Source organism: Duganella sacchari (assembly GCF_900143065.1).
GTDB lineage: Bacteria > Pseudomonadota > Gammaproteobacteria > Burkholderiales > Burkholderiaceae_D > Rugamonas > Rugamonas sacchari.
This window is the reverse complement of the sequence record NZ_FRCX01000006.1, coordinates 58,436-72,703: the sequence shown is the minus strand read 5'-3', so window position 1 is coordinate 72,703 and position 14,268 is coordinate 58,436. Positions and strand designations below refer to the sequence as shown.

The 14,268-nt window shown below is 61.0% G+C and carries 17 protein-coding genes; 7 read left to right on the top strand and 10 right to left on the bottom strand.

All coding sequences use genetic code 11. The features are described 5' to 3' along the window. Position 1 precedes the first annotated feature (1 nt). Positions 2–883: a J domain-containing protein gene (locus tag BUA36_RS14275; protein WP_072785613.1), complete on the top strand. Its 882-nt coding sequence runs from the start codon at positions 2–4 to the stop codon at positions 881–883. On the opposite strand, the gene BUA36_RS14270 is transcribed toward BUA36_RS14275, so the two are convergent. The 3 genes from BUA36_RS14270 to BUA36_RS14260 are packed head-to-tail and all read right to left on the bottom strand — an operon-like array spanning position 867 to position 3,775. Then, entirely contained in the window at positions 867–2,345 is a 1,479-nt protein-coding gene (locus BUA36_RS14270) for an NAD(P)(+) transhydrogenase (Re/Si-specific) subunit beta (protein WP_072785611.1), read from the bottom strand. The genes BUA36_RS14275 and BUA36_RS14270 overlap by 17 nt on opposite strands. Next, positions 2,342–2,653 (bottom strand): NAD(P) transhydrogenase subunit alpha part 2, encoded by a 312-nt coding sequence (locus BUA36_RS14265; protein WP_072785609.1) that lies wholly within the window; start codon positions 2,651–2,653, stop codon positions 2,342–2,344. Before BUA36_RS14265 ends, BUA36_RS14270 begins: the two co-directional genes overlap by 4 nt. Before the next feature lie 9 nt (positions 2,654–2,662). Further along, positions 2,663–3,775, bottom strand: coding sequence for a Re/Si-specific NAD(P)(+) transhydrogenase subunit alpha (locus tag BUA36_RS14260; protein ID WP_072785608.1), 1,113 nt, complete (start codon positions 3,773–3,775; stop codon positions 2,663–2,665). 196 nt (positions 3,776–3,971) lie between these two features. Here BUA36_RS14260 and BUA36_RS14255 point away from each other — a divergent pair, with 196 nt between their 5' ends. Beyond that, positions 3,972–4,469: an NUDIX hydrolase gene (locus tag BUA36_RS14255; protein WP_072785607.1), complete on the top strand. Its 498-nt coding sequence runs from the start codon at positions 3,972–3,974 to the stop codon at positions 4,467–4,469. Positions 4,470–4,473: 4 nt separating this feature from the next. After that, positions 4,474–5,583, top strand: a complete 1,110-nt coding sequence (gene mnmA / locus BUA36_RS14250; protein ID WP_072785605.1) for a tRNA 2-thiouridine(34) synthase MnmA — start codon at positions 4,474–4,476, stop codon at positions 5,581–5,583. A 3-nt stretch (positions 5,584–5,586) separates the two neighbouring features. Here the strand turns inward: mnmA and BUA36_RS14245 are convergent, their stop codons facing one another. The 3 genes from BUA36_RS14245 to BUA36_RS14235 form a co-directional block, all read right to left on the bottom strand. Continuing rightward, positions 5,587–6,054, bottom strand: a complete 468-nt coding sequence (locus tag BUA36_RS14245; protein WP_307188233.1) for a response regulator — start codon at positions 6,052–6,054, stop codon at positions 5,587–5,589. A 13-nt stretch (positions 6,055–6,067) separates the two neighbouring features. Beyond that, a complete protein-coding gene (locus BUA36_RS14240; protein WP_072786172.1) occupies positions 6,068–6,841 on the bottom strand; it encodes a 5'-3' exonuclease in 774 nt (257 codons plus the stop codon). A gap of 81 nt (positions 6,842–6,922) precedes the next feature. Beyond that, positions 6,923–7,594, bottom strand: a complete 672-nt coding sequence (locus tag BUA36_RS14235; protein ID WP_072785604.1) for a glutathione S-transferase — start codon at positions 7,592–7,594, stop codon at positions 6,923–6,925. Between the two features lie 146 nt (positions 7,595–7,740). Here BUA36_RS14235 and BUA36_RS14230 point away from each other — a divergent pair, with 146 nt between their 5' ends. After that, positions 7,741–9,354: an FMN-binding glutamate synthase family protein gene (locus BUA36_RS14230; RefSeq protein WP_084560163.1), complete on the top strand. Its 1,614-nt coding sequence runs from the start codon at positions 7,741–7,743 to the stop codon at positions 9,352–9,354. Here the strand turns inward: BUA36_RS14230 and BUA36_RS14225 are convergent, their stop codons facing one another. The 3 genes from BUA36_RS14225 to BUA36_RS14215 are packed head-to-tail and all read right to left on the bottom strand — an operon-like array spanning position 9,355 to position 11,812. Next, positions 9,355–9,636: a DUF6587 family protein gene (locus BUA36_RS14225; RefSeq protein WP_072785603.1), complete on the bottom strand. Its 282-nt coding sequence runs from the start codon at positions 9,634–9,636 to the stop codon at positions 9,355–9,357. It abuts the gene before it with no gap. Position 9,637: 1 nt separating this feature from the next. Next, positions 9,638–11,542, bottom strand: a complete 1,905-nt coding sequence (gene feoB, locus BUA36_RS14220; RefSeq protein ID WP_072785602.1) for a ferrous iron transporter B — start codon at positions 11,540–11,542, stop codon at positions 9,638–9,640. Between the two features lie 3 nt (positions 11,543–11,545). Then, a complete protein-coding gene (locus BUA36_RS14215) occupies positions 11,546–11,812 on the bottom strand; it encodes a FeoA family protein (protein WP_084560162.1) in 267 nt (88 codons plus the stop codon). A gap of 251 nt (positions 11,813–12,063) precedes the next feature. On the opposite strand from BUA36_RS14215, the gene BUA36_RS14210 reads away from it, so the two are divergent. Beyond that, a complete protein-coding gene (locus BUA36_RS14210) occupies positions 12,064–12,285 on the top strand; it encodes a (2Fe-2S)-binding protein (protein WP_072785600.1) in 222 nt (73 codons plus the stop codon). Position 12,286: 1 nt separating this feature from the next. Beyond that, positions 12,287–12,994 carry an energy transducer TonB gene (locus BUA36_RS14205; protein WP_072785599.1) on the top strand — a complete coding sequence of 236 codons (708 nt, stop codon included), beginning with the start codon at positions 12,287–12,289 and terminating at the stop codon, positions 12,992–12,994. 6 nt (positions 12,995–13,000) lie between these two features. Here BUA36_RS14205 and BUA36_RS14200 read toward each other — a convergent pair whose 3' ends face one another. Then, positions 13,001–13,537, bottom strand: a complete 537-nt coding sequence (locus BUA36_RS14200) for a pyridoxamine 5'-phosphate oxidase family protein (RefSeq protein WP_072785598.1) — start codon at positions 13,535–13,537, stop codon at positions 13,001–13,003. 233 nt (positions 13,538–13,770) lie between these two features. Here BUA36_RS14200 and bfr point away from each other — a divergent pair, with 233 nt between their 5' ends. Next, positions 13,771–14,244: a bacterioferritin gene (gene bfr / locus BUA36_RS14195; RefSeq protein ID WP_072785597.1), complete on the top strand. Its 474-nt coding sequence runs from the start codon at positions 13,771–13,773 to the stop codon at positions 14,242–14,244. The last annotated feature ends 24 nt before the right edge of the window (positions 14,245–14,268 follow it).

Sequence of the window (14,268 nt, the reverse complement as noted above, 5' to 3'; positions counted from 1 at the left end):
CATGCTTGATGCCTACGAGCGCCTGGGTCTCGCCCCAGGCGCAGAGACCCGCGAGATCCGCAAAGCCTACGCGCGTGAGCTCAAGAAAATCGATCAGGAGCAGGACCCGCAGGGTTTTCAGGAGCTCCGCTGGGCGTATGAGTGTGCACTTGGTGACGGCGCAGTAACGCCGCCATTACCCGCACCACCACCAACCAAGCCGCCTGTACTCGACATCAGCCCTCAGCAACACGCCCAAATGGCCTGGGCGCTGTGCCAGCACCGGATGGCCGACAACGCCGGCCTCACTACGTGGGAGCTGGAATTGCAGTCGGCGCTAGAGGACGACGCTTTCATTAATATTGAAAGCCGCCACTGCTTTGAAGGCTTGGTGGTCGAGATGCTTGCCGACGGATGGCAGCCTGGGAACGAGACGCTGTTTCTTGCGGCAACGCTGGTGTTCAACTGGGAGGCAAGCTCCAACAACCTGGCACTGTTCAGTGACGCCGGTCAGCTGATCAATCTTGCACTCAAAGAGCTGCGTTTGCTGCAAGGACTGCCAGCACAGGAACGCGATCAACTGCGCCTGACGATGATGCGGCTACAAAATAGCCTGCCGCTCACGCCCGACGAATTGGACTATCACAGAATGCCATTGATGCTTCTGCATCAGGCAGCACCGGCCCTGATGCAGATTACGATGGAGACTGAAAGATACGGCTACTGGCTGGCGGAGAGCCTGAACGCCCCTCCGCCATCGCCGCCCGCATCACAATCTGAACCGCGTCGTTCAGTTGCCATGAAATCCCTGATCGTGCTGGCAATGTGGATGGTGTTTGTATTCGGGATAGCCTATTGCTCGCCACATCAACAGGCCCCCGTGATAATTACTCCACCGCCTTGACCATATCCTCGATGACCTTCTTGGCATCGCCGAAGACCATCATGGTGTTGGGCTGGTAGAACAGCTCATTGTCCAGGCCCGCATAGCCGGAAGCCATGGAGCGCTTGTTGACGATGATGCTCTTGGCCTTGTATGCCTCCAGAATCGGCATGCCGGCGATCGGCGATTTCGGATCTTTGGCGGCCGGGTTGACCACGTCGTTGGCGCCCAAAATCAGCACCACGTCGGTCTGGCCGAATTCGCCGTTGATGTCTTCCATCTCGAATACCTGGTCATACGGCACTTCCGCTTCCGCCAGCAGCACGTTCATGTGGCCCGGCATGCGGCCGGCAACCGGGTGGATCGCGTACTTCACCGTCACACCCTTGTGCGTCAGCTTCTCGACCAGCTCTTTCAGCGAGTGCTGCGCGCGCGCCACGGCCAGACCATAGCCCGGCACGATGATGACGCTTTCCGCATTCGCCATGATGAACGAGGCATCATCCGCCGAACCGGATTTGACCGGCCGCTGCTCCTTCGCACCGCCAGCACCCACCTCCGTCGGCGCACCGCCAAAGCCGCCCAGGATCACGTTGAAGAACGAACGGTTCATCGCCTTGCACATGATGTACGACAGGATGGCGCCCGACGATCCCACCAGCGAGCCAGCAATAATCAGCATCGAGTTATTCAGCGAGAAGCCGATACCTGCCGCAGCCCAGCCGGAGTAGGAGTTCAGCATCGACACCACCACCGGCATGTCCGCGCCGCCAATCGGAATGATGATGAGCACACCCAGCACAAACGCAATCGCGGTCATGATCAGGAACGGCGCCCATGCCGGCTGATTACCGTCTGCCACCACAAACGCCAGGCCCAGGCCGACCATCACGATCGCCAGGATCAGATTCAGCATGTGCTGGCCGGCGAAACTCACCGGCGCGCCCTGGAACAGGCGGAACTTGTATTTGCCCGACAGCTTGCCGAACGCAATCACCGAACCGGAGAAGGTAATCGCGCCCACAAAGGTACCGATGAACAGCTCGATGCGGTTACCGGTCGGCAGTGCTTCGCCAATGGCGGCAATGCCAAATGCGTGCGGCTCCGACACCGCCGCCACCGCGATGCACACGGCAGCCAGGCCAATCAGCGAGTGCATCGCCGCCACCAGTTCCGGCATCTTGGTCATCTCGACCTTCTTCGCCAGCACCGCGCCAATGCCGCCGCCAACGATCACGCCCAGCGCCACCAGGCCGAGACCGAGGCCGCTACCCGTACCTGCCGCCGCAGCCGCAGCGGCTTCCGATTGCAGCTTGAGGATCAGTGCAATCGTCGTCACAAACGCAATCGCCATCCCGGTCATGCCGAACGCATTCCCCTGGCGCGCAGTCGCGGGCGACGACAGCCCTTTCAGCGCCTGAATGAAGCACACCGATGCGATCAGGTACAGCATCGTCACCAGATTCATGGAGATGAAATTCATGCTTTATCTCCTTTGGCTTTCGGTTCCTTCTTCTTGAACATCTCCAGCATGCGCTGCGTGACCAGGAAGCCGCCGAACACATTCACTGCGGCCAAGGCTACGGCAACGGTGCCCGCAATCTGTCCGACGATGCCTTCGGTCAGCGACGCCGCCAGCATGGCGCCAACGATGATGATGGCCGATACCGCATTGGTGACCGCCATCAGCGGCGTATGGAGCGCTGGCGTCACGGTCCAGACCACGTGGTAACCGACGTAAATGGCCAGGACAAAAATAATCAAATTGATGATGGTGTGGCTGATTTCCATGAGGTCCCCTTATTTGCGCAGCAGTTCGCCGCCGGTGCACAGCAGCGTGGCCTTGATGATCTCGTCCTCGCGGTCGATCACCAATTTGTCTTCCTTGTCGATGATCAGCTTGAGGAAGTCCAGCACATTGCGCGCGTACAGCGCGGACGCATCGGCCGCTACGTGGGTGGCGAGATCCGGCTCGCCGACGATATGCACGCCATGCTTGACCACCGTCCTGTTCAATTCGGACAAGGGGCAGTTGCCGCCCTGCGACACGGCCAGGTCGACAATCACCGAACCCGGTTTCATGGCCTTCACGGTGTCTTCGGAAATCAGCACCGGCGCCGGACGGCCCGGGATCAATGCCGTGGTGATGATGATGTCGGCCAGCTTGGCCCGTTCATGCACCAGCTCCGCCTGACGGCGCATCCAGTCGGCCGGCATCGGACGCGCGTAGCCGCCCGCGCCCTGCGCGATTTCTTTCTCTTCGTCGGTCAGATACGGCACGTCGATGAACTTGGCGCCCAGCGACTCCACCTGCTCCTTCACCGGCGGGCGCACGTCGGACGCTTCAATCACCGCGCCCAGGCGCTTGGCCGTGGCAATCGCCTGCAAGCCCGCCACGCCCACGCCCATGATGAGCACACGGGCCGCCTTCACCGTACCGGCCGCCGTCATCAGCATCGGCATGAAGCGCTGGTAGGTATTGGCCGCCACCATCACCGCCTTGTAGCCGGCGATGTTGGCCTGCGACGACAGCACGTCCATCGACTGCGCGCGCGTGATGCGCGGCACGGCTTCCAGCGCAAACGCCTGCAGGCCGGCCGAGGCCATGGCGGCATTGTTTTCTGCATCGAATGGATTCAGCATGCCGATCACCACCGTCCCCGGTTTGATCTGGGCACGCTCCTCCGCATTGGGGGCACGAACTTTGAGGATCACATCGGCAGCCCAGACCTCGGCTGCCTGCACAATTTGCGCGCCTGCCGCCACATAGGCTTCGTCTGTGACAGAGGCTGATACACCGGCGCCGGACTGCACCACGACCTGGTGCTTGGCGGCCAGCTTCTTGACGGTCTCCGGTGTGGCTGCCACCCGGGTTTCTCCCGGCCGCGTTTCGGCCGGTATGCTTATTCTCATGGTGCCTCCAAATGATTAATAAACTGACTACAATCTAACATGGATTTCCCCATGATACTTAGGACTTATTTACCAATAAATATCGGTTTCATCACTTCAAGTATTACTATTTGTCATTAATTCGCTGCCAAATCTGTCGCAGCGCAAACCAAATGCCTGGAACAGGCTAAAATATCGGCTCTTTCAAGGATGACTCATGCCGCGTATCTGGAAACCCTCTGTTACTGTTGCCGCCATCGTCGAAAAAGATGGCAAATTCTTGCTTATCGAAGAAGAAACCAGCGATGGCATCCGCATTAATCAGCCCGCCGGACACCTCGACCCATATGAGTCGCTGCAAGAAGCAGTCATCCGTGAAACACTGGAGGAAGCGGCTTACGATTTCACGCCGACCGGCCTGGTCGGCATGTATATGTCGCGCTACACCTCGAACCGCACCGGTGAAGAAGTGACGTATCTGCGCTTCACGTTCTGCGGCTACCCGGGCAAGCAGCATGACCGTCCGCTGGACGAAGGCATTTTGCGCACCATGTGGCTGACGCGCGACGAACTGGCCGCCTGCGCCGACCGTCACCGCAGTCCCATCGTGCTGCAATGCGTAGACGAATACCTGGCGGGCATCCGCGCGCCACTGGAACTGGTACAAACACACGCTTCCGTCTACAAGGAAGCAATCAGCACTGCGAATGGATAGAAGTATGAGCAAGAAACGGGTCGTTATCGGCATGTCGGGCGGGGTGGACTCCTCGGTTTCCGCATGGCTGCTGAAAGAACAGGGTTACGAGGTAATCGGCCTGTTCATGAAGAACTGGGAAGATGATGACGACTCCGAGTACTGCTCCACCCGCCAGGACTGGATCGACGCCGCCTCGGTGGCCGACGTGGTCGGCGTGGATATCGAGGCGGTCAACTTCGCCAGCGAATACAAGGACCGCGTGTTTGCCGACTTCCTGCGCGAATACCAGGCCGGCCGTACGCCGAACCCGGATGTGCTGTGCAACGCCGAAATCAAATTCAAGGCCTTCCTCGACCACGCGATGACGCTGGGCGCGGACCTGATCGCCACCGGCCACTATGCGCGCGTGCGCCAGAACGGCGACCGCCACGAACTGCTGAAGGCAGTCGACCACACCAAGGACCAGAGCTACTTCCTGCACCGCCTGAACCAGGCGCAGTTGTCGAAGACCCTGTTCCCGCTGGGCGAGATTCCAAAAACCGAAGTGCGCAAGATTGCCGAAAAGCTCAAGTTGCCCAATGCGGCCAAGAAGGATTCGACCGGCATCTGCTTCATCGGCGAGCGCCCGTTCCGCGAGTTCCTGAACCGCTACCTGTCATACAAACCAGGTCCGATGAAGACCCCGGACGGCAAGATCGTGGGCGAGCACGTGGGCCTGTCGTTCTATACGCTGGGCCAGCGCAAGGGCATCGGCATCGGCGGCGTGAAGTCGTACCAGAATGCCGACGGTTCCAGCGACGCCTGGTACGTGGCGCGCAAGGACGTGGCCGAAAATACGCTGTGGGTAGTGCAGGGTCACGACCATCCGTGGCTGCTGTCGTCGTCGCTGCGTGCCGACCAGGCCAGCTGGATCGCGGGCGTGGCGCCGGACGCGCGCGCGTTGTCGGCCAAGACCCGCTACCGCCAGGCCGACGTGGCGTGCGAAATCGCGCCGGAAGGCCAGTCCGACTTCGCCTTGAAATTCATGGATGCCCAGTGGGCCGTGACGCCGGGCCAGTCGGCCGTGCTGTACGACGGCGAAGTGTGCCTCGGCGGCGGCATCATCGACAGCTCGACCTTCGCCGGCCAGTAAGCCTTAGCCGGCGGCGGCTTCGCCGTCCTTATCCTCAGCCGCGGGCTGCGCCTCCGTGCCGGCCGCATCCGCTTGTGCCTTGGCCAGCGCCGCACGCTGGCGCTTGACCATCGCAATTACCACATTGCGTATTGTATTGAGCACCGTATCGGCCTTGAACGGCTTGACGATGAAGCCACTAATGCCCATCGCATGCGCGGACTGAATGGTGGCCGCATCGAGCTCGCTGGACATCATGAAGATCAGCGTCTTGGGCCACTTGGTACGGATTTCGCGGACCTCTTCCGGGCTGTCTTCCACCAGTTCCTTGGCGATGCAGACAATCTGCGGATTGTATTTGATCAGCAGCGTAAGGCCGGCAGCGCAGGTGTGGGACTGGCCCACCACGTCGTAACCGCCGTCCAGCAGCACGGTGTTGAGCAGGCCACGGGCGATGGCGCTGGAGTCGATAATGACTGCTTTTAACATCATGCAAACCTTGTTATTAGTGAGACCAAGCCAGCATATTCCAGCTGACACCGACCCGCACATCTGTTTTTAATGCGACCAGTTGTCGAGAAAGATACAACATTTCGCGTTCTTTTCGTAGAGTTTCGCCGAGCGTATCCTTCAGAATGCCCGCGCCAGCCATGATTGCATCCAGATTGCCGTAAGTACGCAACAGTTTGGCGGCGGTCTTGACGCCGACCTTGGATACGCCGGGAATGGAATCGGTGACATCGCCCATCAGCGCCAGCAGGTCGGGCAGCTGGTCCGGCGGTACCCCCCACTTCTTTTCCACCCAGGCGTGATCGTGCCATTCGCTCTTGAAGTGGTCCCACACGCGGGCGCCCTGGGCGATCAGGCAGTGCAGGTCCTTGTCGGTGGTGGCGACGGTGGCTTCGCCGCGGCCTTCCGCCAGCCAGCGCAGCACCACGGTGCCGATCACATCATCCGCCTCCACCTCGGGCACGGACACCACGTGCATGCCGAAGCCGTGCAGCTTCTCATAAAACGCCGGCAGCGCATCGCGCAGCGGCGACGGCATCGGCGCGCGCCCTTCGCGGTAGCCGCCAAACAGATCGTGACGCCAGGTGTGGCCGCCGAAATCAAACGCCGGCAGCACGTGCGTGGGTTCGTGGTCATTGACCAGCGTGCGAAACGACGACAGCGCGTGACGCAAGGCGATGTCGGCCTTTTCAGGGCTATCAGGTTCGGGGCTGGCTTCGTAGACGCGGCGCACAATATTGAGGCCGTCGATGGCAAGGAGTCTACCCATGTTCAACTTCATCCGGGCTTGTACAAGCCGCCATTCTACCTGACGGCGTTGAGGCAGCGGCATGCGCCGCCTCAATGCGGCTTATTTCAGCAGCTCGTACGGGCCGCCGCGTTCGAGCGCGCGCTGGAACGCGGGACGGCTGTGGATGCGTTTGAGGAAGGCGGCCAGGTTCGGGCGCGATTCGTTGAGGCCGCCACGGGCCGAGGCGGCTTCCAGCGGGAAGCTCATTTGAATATCGGCCGCGCTGAATTCGCTGCCGGCAAACCAGGGCGTCTTGCCCAGCTCCGCTTCCAGATAATCCAGGTGCGTTTCGATCTGCGGCAGGATGTAGCTGCCCTTGACCTTCTGCGCGATGCCGCGCGCGATCGGCTTGACGAAGAATGGCGCCGGGCTGGTTTCAACCCGGTCGAAGATCAGCTTCATCAGCAGCGGCGCCATGGCCGAGCCTTCGGCATAGTGCAGGAAGTAGGTCCAGCGGCGGCGCTCTTCCGTGCCGGCCGGCGGCACCAGGCGGCCATTGCCATAGGTCTCGATCAGATACTCGACGATGGCGCCCGACTCGGCCACCACCACACCACCATCCGTGATCACCGGCGACTTGCCCAGTGGGTGAATCGCCTTCAGCTCAGGCGGCGCCAGCATGGTCTTGCGGTCGCGCTGGTAGCGCACGATTTCATATTCCAGTCCCAGCTCTTCCAGCAGCCAGAGCACCCGCTGCGAACGCGAATTATTGAGATGGTGGACAACGATCATGGTGGATATCCCGAAAAATAGAACGGCCGTGCGCCGCAACTCCGCTAGCTTAACACTGTTGTCCGCGCCCCGCGCCTCGGCGGATATGGATTCCATTAGGAAACAGCAGTACACTCGGTCATCTTAGAGCCGCCGCCGGAGAGTTCATGAATCTGCTGTCACCACGCTACCTCGCCTTCAATGCTTCTGTCATTACCCTGCTGGCCTCGCTGGCCTTGCACGCGCCGTGGGAGATTGCTGCGGTCGCCGCTGCACTGACCATCGTCGGCATCACCGACCTGCTGCAAACCAAGCGCGCGCTGCGCCGCAACTACCCCATCCTCGCCCACTTCCGCTTCTTCTTTGAATCGATACGCCCCGAGATCCGCCAGTACTTCCTGGAAGACGACACGGTGGCCGAGCCGTTCTCGCGCAACCAGCGCAGCATCGTCTACCAGCGCGCCAAGCAGGACAGCGACAAGCGCCCGTTCGGCACCCAGATGGATGTCTACGCGCCCGGCTATGAATGGATCAACCACTCGATCGCCCCCGCGCCCGAGCAGGACCACGACTTCCGCATCGAGATCGGCAACCATGCGGACTGCCGCCGCGCGCAGCCCTATTCGGCCAGCGTGTTCAACATCTCGGCAATGAGCTTTGGCGCGCTGTCGGCCAACGCCATCATGGCCCTGAACGGCGGCGCCAAAACGGGCGGCTTCATGCACGACACCGGCGAAGGCTCGATCAGCCCGCACCACCGCAAGAACGGCGGCGACCTGATCTGGGAAATCGGCTCCGGCTACTTCGGCTGCCGCAATCCGGACGGCAGCTTCTCGGAAGAGAACTTCGTCGCCAATGCCACCTCGCCGCAGGTGAAGATGATCGAACTGAAGATGTCGCAGGGCGCCAAACCCGGCCACGGTGGCGTCCTGCCGGCAGCCAAGATCACGCCCGAGATTGCGCTGACGCGCGGCGTGCCGATGGGCGTGGACTGTGTGTCGCCCTCGCGCCATTCCGCATTCAGCACGCCGATTGAAATGCTGGAGTTCATCGACCGCCTGCGCAATCTGAGCGGCGGCAAGCCGACCGGCTTCAAGCTGGCCATCGGCCATCCGTGGGAATTCTTTGGCATCGTCAAAGCCATGCTGGCGACCGGCATCGTGCCCGACTTTATCGTGGTGGATGGCGGCGAAGGCGGCACCGGCGCGGCGCCGGTGGAGTTCACCGACCACGTCGGCACGCCGCTGCAGGAAGCGCTGCTGCTGGTGCATAACACGCTGGTCGGCGCCAACCTGCGCGACAAGATCAAGATCGGCGCCTCGGGCAAAATCATCACCGCGTTTGACATCGCGCGCACGCTGGCGCTGGGCGCGGACTGGTGCAATTCGGCGCGCGGCTTCATGTTCGCGCTGGGCTGCATCCAGTCGCAGAGCTGCCATACCGACCGTTGCCCGACCGGCGTCGCCACCCAGGACCCGGCACGCCAGCGCGCGCTGGTGGTGCCGGACAAAATCCAGCGTGTCGCCAACTTCCACGAAAACACCATGAAGGCCCTGGCGCAGCTGATCGCCGCTGCCGGCCTGACGCACCCGTCGCAACTGCGGCCGCGCCATCTGGTCCGGCGCCTCTCGCACAACCAGGTCAAGCTGGCATCGGCACTGCTGCCGTATCTGGAACCGGGCGAACTGCTGGACCCCAGCCAGCTTGACCGCCTGCCGCCAGTCTTCGGCCAGTACTGGCCGATGGCGCAAGCGGAATCGTTCGACCCCTACTGCGGTTGATCAGCGCTGCACGTGCAGCTTGATCACGCGGTGTTGCGGGGTGGAGGTGTTGGATTTGGTGGGCGTGGTGTCGCACGAGCCGCAGCTGGAGCAGCCGCCGCCGTCATCGCCGCAACCGCCGCCGCCCTGCGTCTTGAAAAACCTGGCCAGCTTGACTTCATCGAAGCCGCGCTTGCCCAGCGTGTAGACGATACGGCGGCGCAGCGACACCGGCAGGTACTTGGTGCTGAAGTGCACCAGCGCCGCTGCCACGATCAACGCAACAATAATCTCTTGCCACATATTAGCCTCCCAAAAGGGCCAGCGAAATCCGGTAAGTCAGGAACGAAGCAGCGTAGGCCAGCGCGAACATATAGCCCGCCATCAGCAGGGCATAGCGCGTGCTGCCGGTCTCGCGGCGCACCACCGACAGGGTCGACATGCACTGCGGTGCAAACACATACCAGGCCAGCAGCGACAGCGCAGTCGGCAGCGCCCACGAAGCGGCGATGATCGGCTCCAGCGACTGCGCCAGTTCTTCGCCGGTCTGCGACAGCGCATACACGGTACCCAGCGCACCCACTGCTACTTCACGCGCGGCCAGGCCCGGCACCAGCGCAATGCAGATCTGCCAGTTGAAACCGATCGGCGCGAAGATGTATTCCAGGCCGCGGCCCAGGATGCCGGCCAGGCTGTAATAGATCGGCGGATGCGTCGCGCCTTCCGGTGCGCCCGGGAAGGAGCTCAGGAACCACAGCAGCACCATCAGCGTCAGGATCACGGTACCCACGCGGGTCAGGAAGATCTTGGCGCGCTCCCACAGGCCCAGCGCCAGGTTCTGCAGGTGCGGCCAGTGGTAGGCCGGCAGCTCCAGCATCAGCGGCTGCTGCTGGTTGGCGCCCAGTGCGCGCTTGAAGAAGTACGCCACGCCCATGGCCGAGAAGATGCCGGCAAAGTACAACGTGAACAGCACCAGGCCTTGCAAGCTCAGGAAGCCATACACTTCGCGCTCAGGAATGAAGGCGGCGATGATCAGCGCATATACGGGCAGGCGCGCCGAGCAGGTCATCAGCGGTGCGATCATGATGGTGACCAGGCGATCACGTGGATTTTGAATCGTCCGCGCTGCCATCACGCCTGGAATCGCGCAGGCAAAGCTGGACAGCAGCGGGATGAAAGCGCGGCCCGACAAGCCCACGCCGCCCATCAGGCGGTCCAGCAGGAAGGCCGCGCGCGGCAGGTAGCCGCAGTCTTCCAGCACCAGGATGAAGAAGAACAGGATCAGTATCTGCGGCAGGAACACCAGCACGCTGCCGGTGCCGCTCAGGATACCGTCCACCAGCAGGCCGCGCAGGATACCGTCCGGCATTGCATCACGGACCATGCCGCCCAGTTGATCGACGCTGTTTTTAATCAGGTCCATGGCCGGCGCGGCCCAGGTGAACACGGCCTGGAACACCAGGAACATCAGCACTGCCAGAATGATCGGGCCGAGCACCGGATGCAGCACCACGTTGTCGATTTTCTCGGACAGCGCATCATCGGTGTGCGCCGGCGCGCTGACCACCAGGTCCAGGATGCGGCGCACTTCGCGCTGCGTCTGTTCCACGCTGACCGTATCAATCGCCGACAGCGGATTCGGTTTGCCCGGTGCGACCGGCCACATCGCATCCAGCGCGCGCAGCAGCGACTTTTCGCCGCCCGCCTGCACCGCCACGGTTTCCACCACCGGCATGCCGAGTTCCTGCGACAGGCGGTCGGCGTCGATGGTGATGCCGCGCTTCTTGGCGACGTCCACCATGTTCAAGGCCAAAATCATCGGCAGGCCCAGACGTTTAATCTCCAGCACCAGGCGCAGGTTCAGGCGCAGATTGGTGGCATTGACCACGCACACCACCACGTCGGGCGCGGCTTCATTGGCGCGCAGGCCGGCCACCACGTCGCGCGTGATTTCCTCGTCCGGCGTATGGGCCGACAAACTATAAGCACCCGGCAAGTCCAGCACGCGGAAGCCATGGCCGCCAGTGGTGGTGAACGAACCTTCTTTACGCTCGATGGTTACACCGGCGTAGTTCGCCACTTTCTGGCGCGCGCCGGTCAGGCGGTTGAACAGCGCGGTCTTGCCGCAGTTGGGATTGCCCAGCAAGGCCATGATCGGCGCCTTGGACGCCACCGGCGCTTGCGGCGCCACGTTTTCTACTGCACCCATGATTTATTCCGGTTGAATCGAAACCAGCGCAGCTTCAAAGCGGCGCAACGCAAAAGTGGAATTGCCGACCTTGATCGCCAGCGGCTCACCGCCCGGCATGCCGCGCTTGAGCATGCGGATTTTCTCGCCCGGCACAAAGCCCAGCTCCATCAGCCGGCGCGCCAGGCTGGCGCCGCCCTCATCAGCGGTGCCTGGGGAAACGTGCACCACGGTGGCGGTCGAGCCTACCTTCATGGCATCCAGAGTAATCAGGGGAACAGCGTGCGTCATGAGCAAAATCCGGTCGAAGGACGCCGCTGGCAAGGATGGCTGCGGCGCGCGGCGAGCTGTAACAGCGTGTGCTCGTCGGAAATAAGATACTAGCATTATAAACGGTAATGCGAATGACTTCTATTTAGCTTGCATACTGCTGAAGTTTACGGCAGTATACGTTTAATGATAATGATTCGCATTAAGTTGCTAGCAATCATGTCAGGAAGAACTTAAACCAGACTTATTCAGCCAAGCCAGAAGGTGCATCAATGATTGTTTGTGTGTGCAACAACATCTCCGATCGCGAAATCCGTCAAGCCATGGAATTGGGTATTACGTCGATGGAAGAGCTGCGTGGCGCCCTGGGCGTTGCGACCTGCTGTGGTCAGTGCTTTTCCTGCGCCGAAGAACTCCTTAACGACCATCTGGCCGCGCAAGCCGCTGCCGAACTCAAAGAGACGGTGCTGAAACGCCCGGCCTTCACCAACTAATATGAATACAATGACCTACAGCCGGACGGCGTCGCCGCTGTCCGGAGAAGAGACCGGCTTGGCGCTGGAATTGAAACGCCGCAGCCGCAAGCTGGCGCCGATGACGGCAATTGTTGTAGGTCACTTTGTATTGTTCTACCTGGCGTATTCCGGCATGCTGCGCACCGTTACGCACGCGATCCTGCCGCAGGTGGTGAATGTCACGTTTGTGGCTGCCCCGGAGCCGCTCAAAGCGCCGCCACCGCCGAAACTGGTGCCGCTGGTGCAGCCGAAGCAGACCTTCGTGCCGCCACTGCCGCAGCTGAATATCGTGCAGACCGAACCAACCATCACAATGCCGCCGCCACAGCCGCGCCCTAGCGAACCGGCGCCGGCCAATGCAGTGCCAAGCGCGCAAGTGGCGCCACCAGCGCCGCCGCAACCGGCAGCGCCGAAAATGGTATCGGGTGTGGAATATATCCGCGTACCGCAGCCGGTCTACCCAAGCATCTCGCGCCGCATGGGCGAAACGGGCACCGTCACGCTGCGCGTGCTGATCGGTGAAAAAGGCACAGCGGAACAAGTCACCGTGCACAAGTCGTCCGGTTCGAACAACCTGGATGAAGCTGGCCGCCAGGCTGTGCTGCGCGCCCTGTACAAACCGCACATCGAGGACGGCAAGGCCATCCCCGTGTATGCGCTGGTGCCGATCAACTTCCAGCTCGGCTAATCTGCCTTACAGATCCAGCCTGCCCTCGATGGAGTCATCGAGGGTTTTGCCGATTACGGCGCCAATCAGCATCTTGACGCTGGCCACCGCCTTGCCGTGCTTGGTATCCCAGTAGTAGCCGTAAGTCGGCGCAAACTTGATCACCGTGATGCGCGGATCATCTTCGCCGCCGGTGAACCAGGTCTTCATCGTAAAACTCCACAGCTCCTTGATTTTCGCCGGATCGCGCGACACCGTAGCAATCCCCTCCAGGTGCATGAACTCGGAATGCGCCGAGCCCTGGAAATACAGCGTGGCCGACGGATCGGCCGCCAGCTCCTGATTTTTCAGGCTGTCGCTCGCGCTGATAAACCACAGATTCCCCAGTTCATCGACTTGCAGCGCCGTCATCGGGCGCGCATCGCCCGGCCCGCCAGCGGCATCGCTGGTGCAGAAAAAGCAGCCTGACGTGCTGTCGACAAATTCGCGGATCTTGCGCACGGCGTCTTCGCCGATTAAATCCTGGTGGTTCGGTTCTGCTTGATTGGCATTGATGGAATCCATGGCGAGCTCCTTTAGTTGAGCGCCCATGGTAGCGGCGTCGCCGGCTGCACACCGTGGGTTGCCTCACACTGGCACACTGGCCATACACGAATGCTAATAGTTTTCATTTGCGCCAATGCTCTCAATAACCGAAGTTAGGCACCATATCGGCGAAATTATCAGGAATTCGCTACACGCCGACGGGCTATTCGTGGCACAATGGCGCCATTCGTAACCATTTCAGAAAGACACCCATGAAGGGCGACCAAGAAGTTATTCGCTTGCTCAATGCGCAGCTGACCAACGAGCTGACCGCAATCAACCAGTACTTCCTGCATGCACGCATGTACAAGCACTGGGGTCTGGAAAAGATCGGCAAGAAGGAATACGAAGAATCGATCGGCGAAATGAAGCACGCCGACAAACTGATCGACCGCATCCTGATGCTGGACGGCCTGCCTAACCTGCAAGCCATGCACAAAATCATGATCGGCGAGAACACCGAAGAAATGATCAACTGCGACCTGAAACTGGAAAAAGGCGCACAGATCACCGTCAAGGAAGGCATCGCTGCCGCAGAAAAAGCTGCTGACTATGTGTCGCGCGACTTGCTGCTGATGATCCTGGAAGACACCGAAGAGCACATCGACTGGCTGGAAACCCAGCTGGACCTGATCGGCAAGATCGGCATTCAGAACTACCTGCAGAGCCAGATGAACGAGGAATAAAAAAACGCCCTTCGGGGCGTTTTT

Coding starts and splice junctions, on each gene's coding strand:
- BUA36_RS14275 (WP_072785613.1), top strand. CDS start 2: ATGCTTGATGCCTACGAGCGCCTGGGTCTCGCCCCAGGCGCAGAGACC.
- BUA36_RS14270 (WP_072785611.1), bottom strand. CDS start 2,345: ATGAATTTCATCTCCATGAATCTGGTGACGATGCTGTACCTGATCGCA.
- BUA36_RS14265 (WP_072785609.1), bottom strand. CDS start 2,653: ATGGAAATCAGCCACACCATCATCAATTTGATTATTTTTGTCCTGGCC.
- BUA36_RS14260 (WP_072785608.1), bottom strand. CDS start 3,775: ATGAGAATAAGCATACCGGCCGAAACGCGGCCGGGAGAAACCCGGGTG.
- BUA36_RS14255 (WP_072785607.1), top strand. CDS start 3,972: ATGCCGCGTATCTGGAAACCCTCTGTTACTGTTGCCGCCATCGTCGAA.
- mnmA (WP_072785605.1), top strand. CDS start 4,474: ATGAGCAAGAAACGGGTCGTTATCGGCATGTCGGGCGGGGTGGACTCC.
- BUA36_RS14245 (WP_307188233.1), bottom strand. CDS start 6,054: ATGATGTTAAAAGCAGTCATTATCGACTCCAGCGCCATCGCCCGTGGC.
- BUA36_RS14240 (WP_072786172.1), bottom strand. CDS start 6,841: ATGGGTAGACTCCTTGCCATCGACGGCCTCAATATTGTGCGCCGCGTC.
- BUA36_RS14235 (WP_072785604.1), bottom strand. CDS start 7,594: ATGATCGTTGTCCACCATCTCAATAATTCGCGTTCGCAGCGGGTGCTC.
- BUA36_RS14230 (WP_084560163.1), top strand. CDS start 7,741: ATGAATCTGCTGTCACCACGCTACCTCGCCTTCAATGCTTCTGTCATT.
- BUA36_RS14225 (WP_072785603.1), bottom strand. CDS start 9,636: ATGTGGCAAGAGATTATTGTTGCGTTGATCGTGGCAGCGGCGCTGGTG.
- feoB (WP_072785602.1), bottom strand. CDS start 11,542: ATGGGTGCAGTAGAAAACGTGGCGCCGCAAGCGCCGGTGGCGTCCAAG.
- BUA36_RS14215 (WP_084560162.1), bottom strand. CDS start 11,812: ATGACGCACGCTGTTCCCCTGATTACTCTGGATGCCATGAAGGTAGGC.
- BUA36_RS14210 (WP_072785600.1), top strand. CDS start 12,064: ATGATTGTTTGTGTGTGCAACAACATCTCCGATCGCGAAATCCGTCAA.
- BUA36_RS14205 (WP_072785599.1), top strand. CDS start 12,287: ATGAATACAATGACCTACAGCCGGACGGCGTCGCCGCTGTCCGGAGAA.
- BUA36_RS14200 (WP_072785598.1), bottom strand. CDS start 13,537: ATGGATTCCATCAATGCCAATCAAGCAGAACCGAACCACCAGGATTTA.
- bfr (WP_072785597.1), top strand. CDS start 13,771: ATGAAGGGCGACCAAGAAGTTATTCGCTTGCTCAATGCGCAGCTGACC.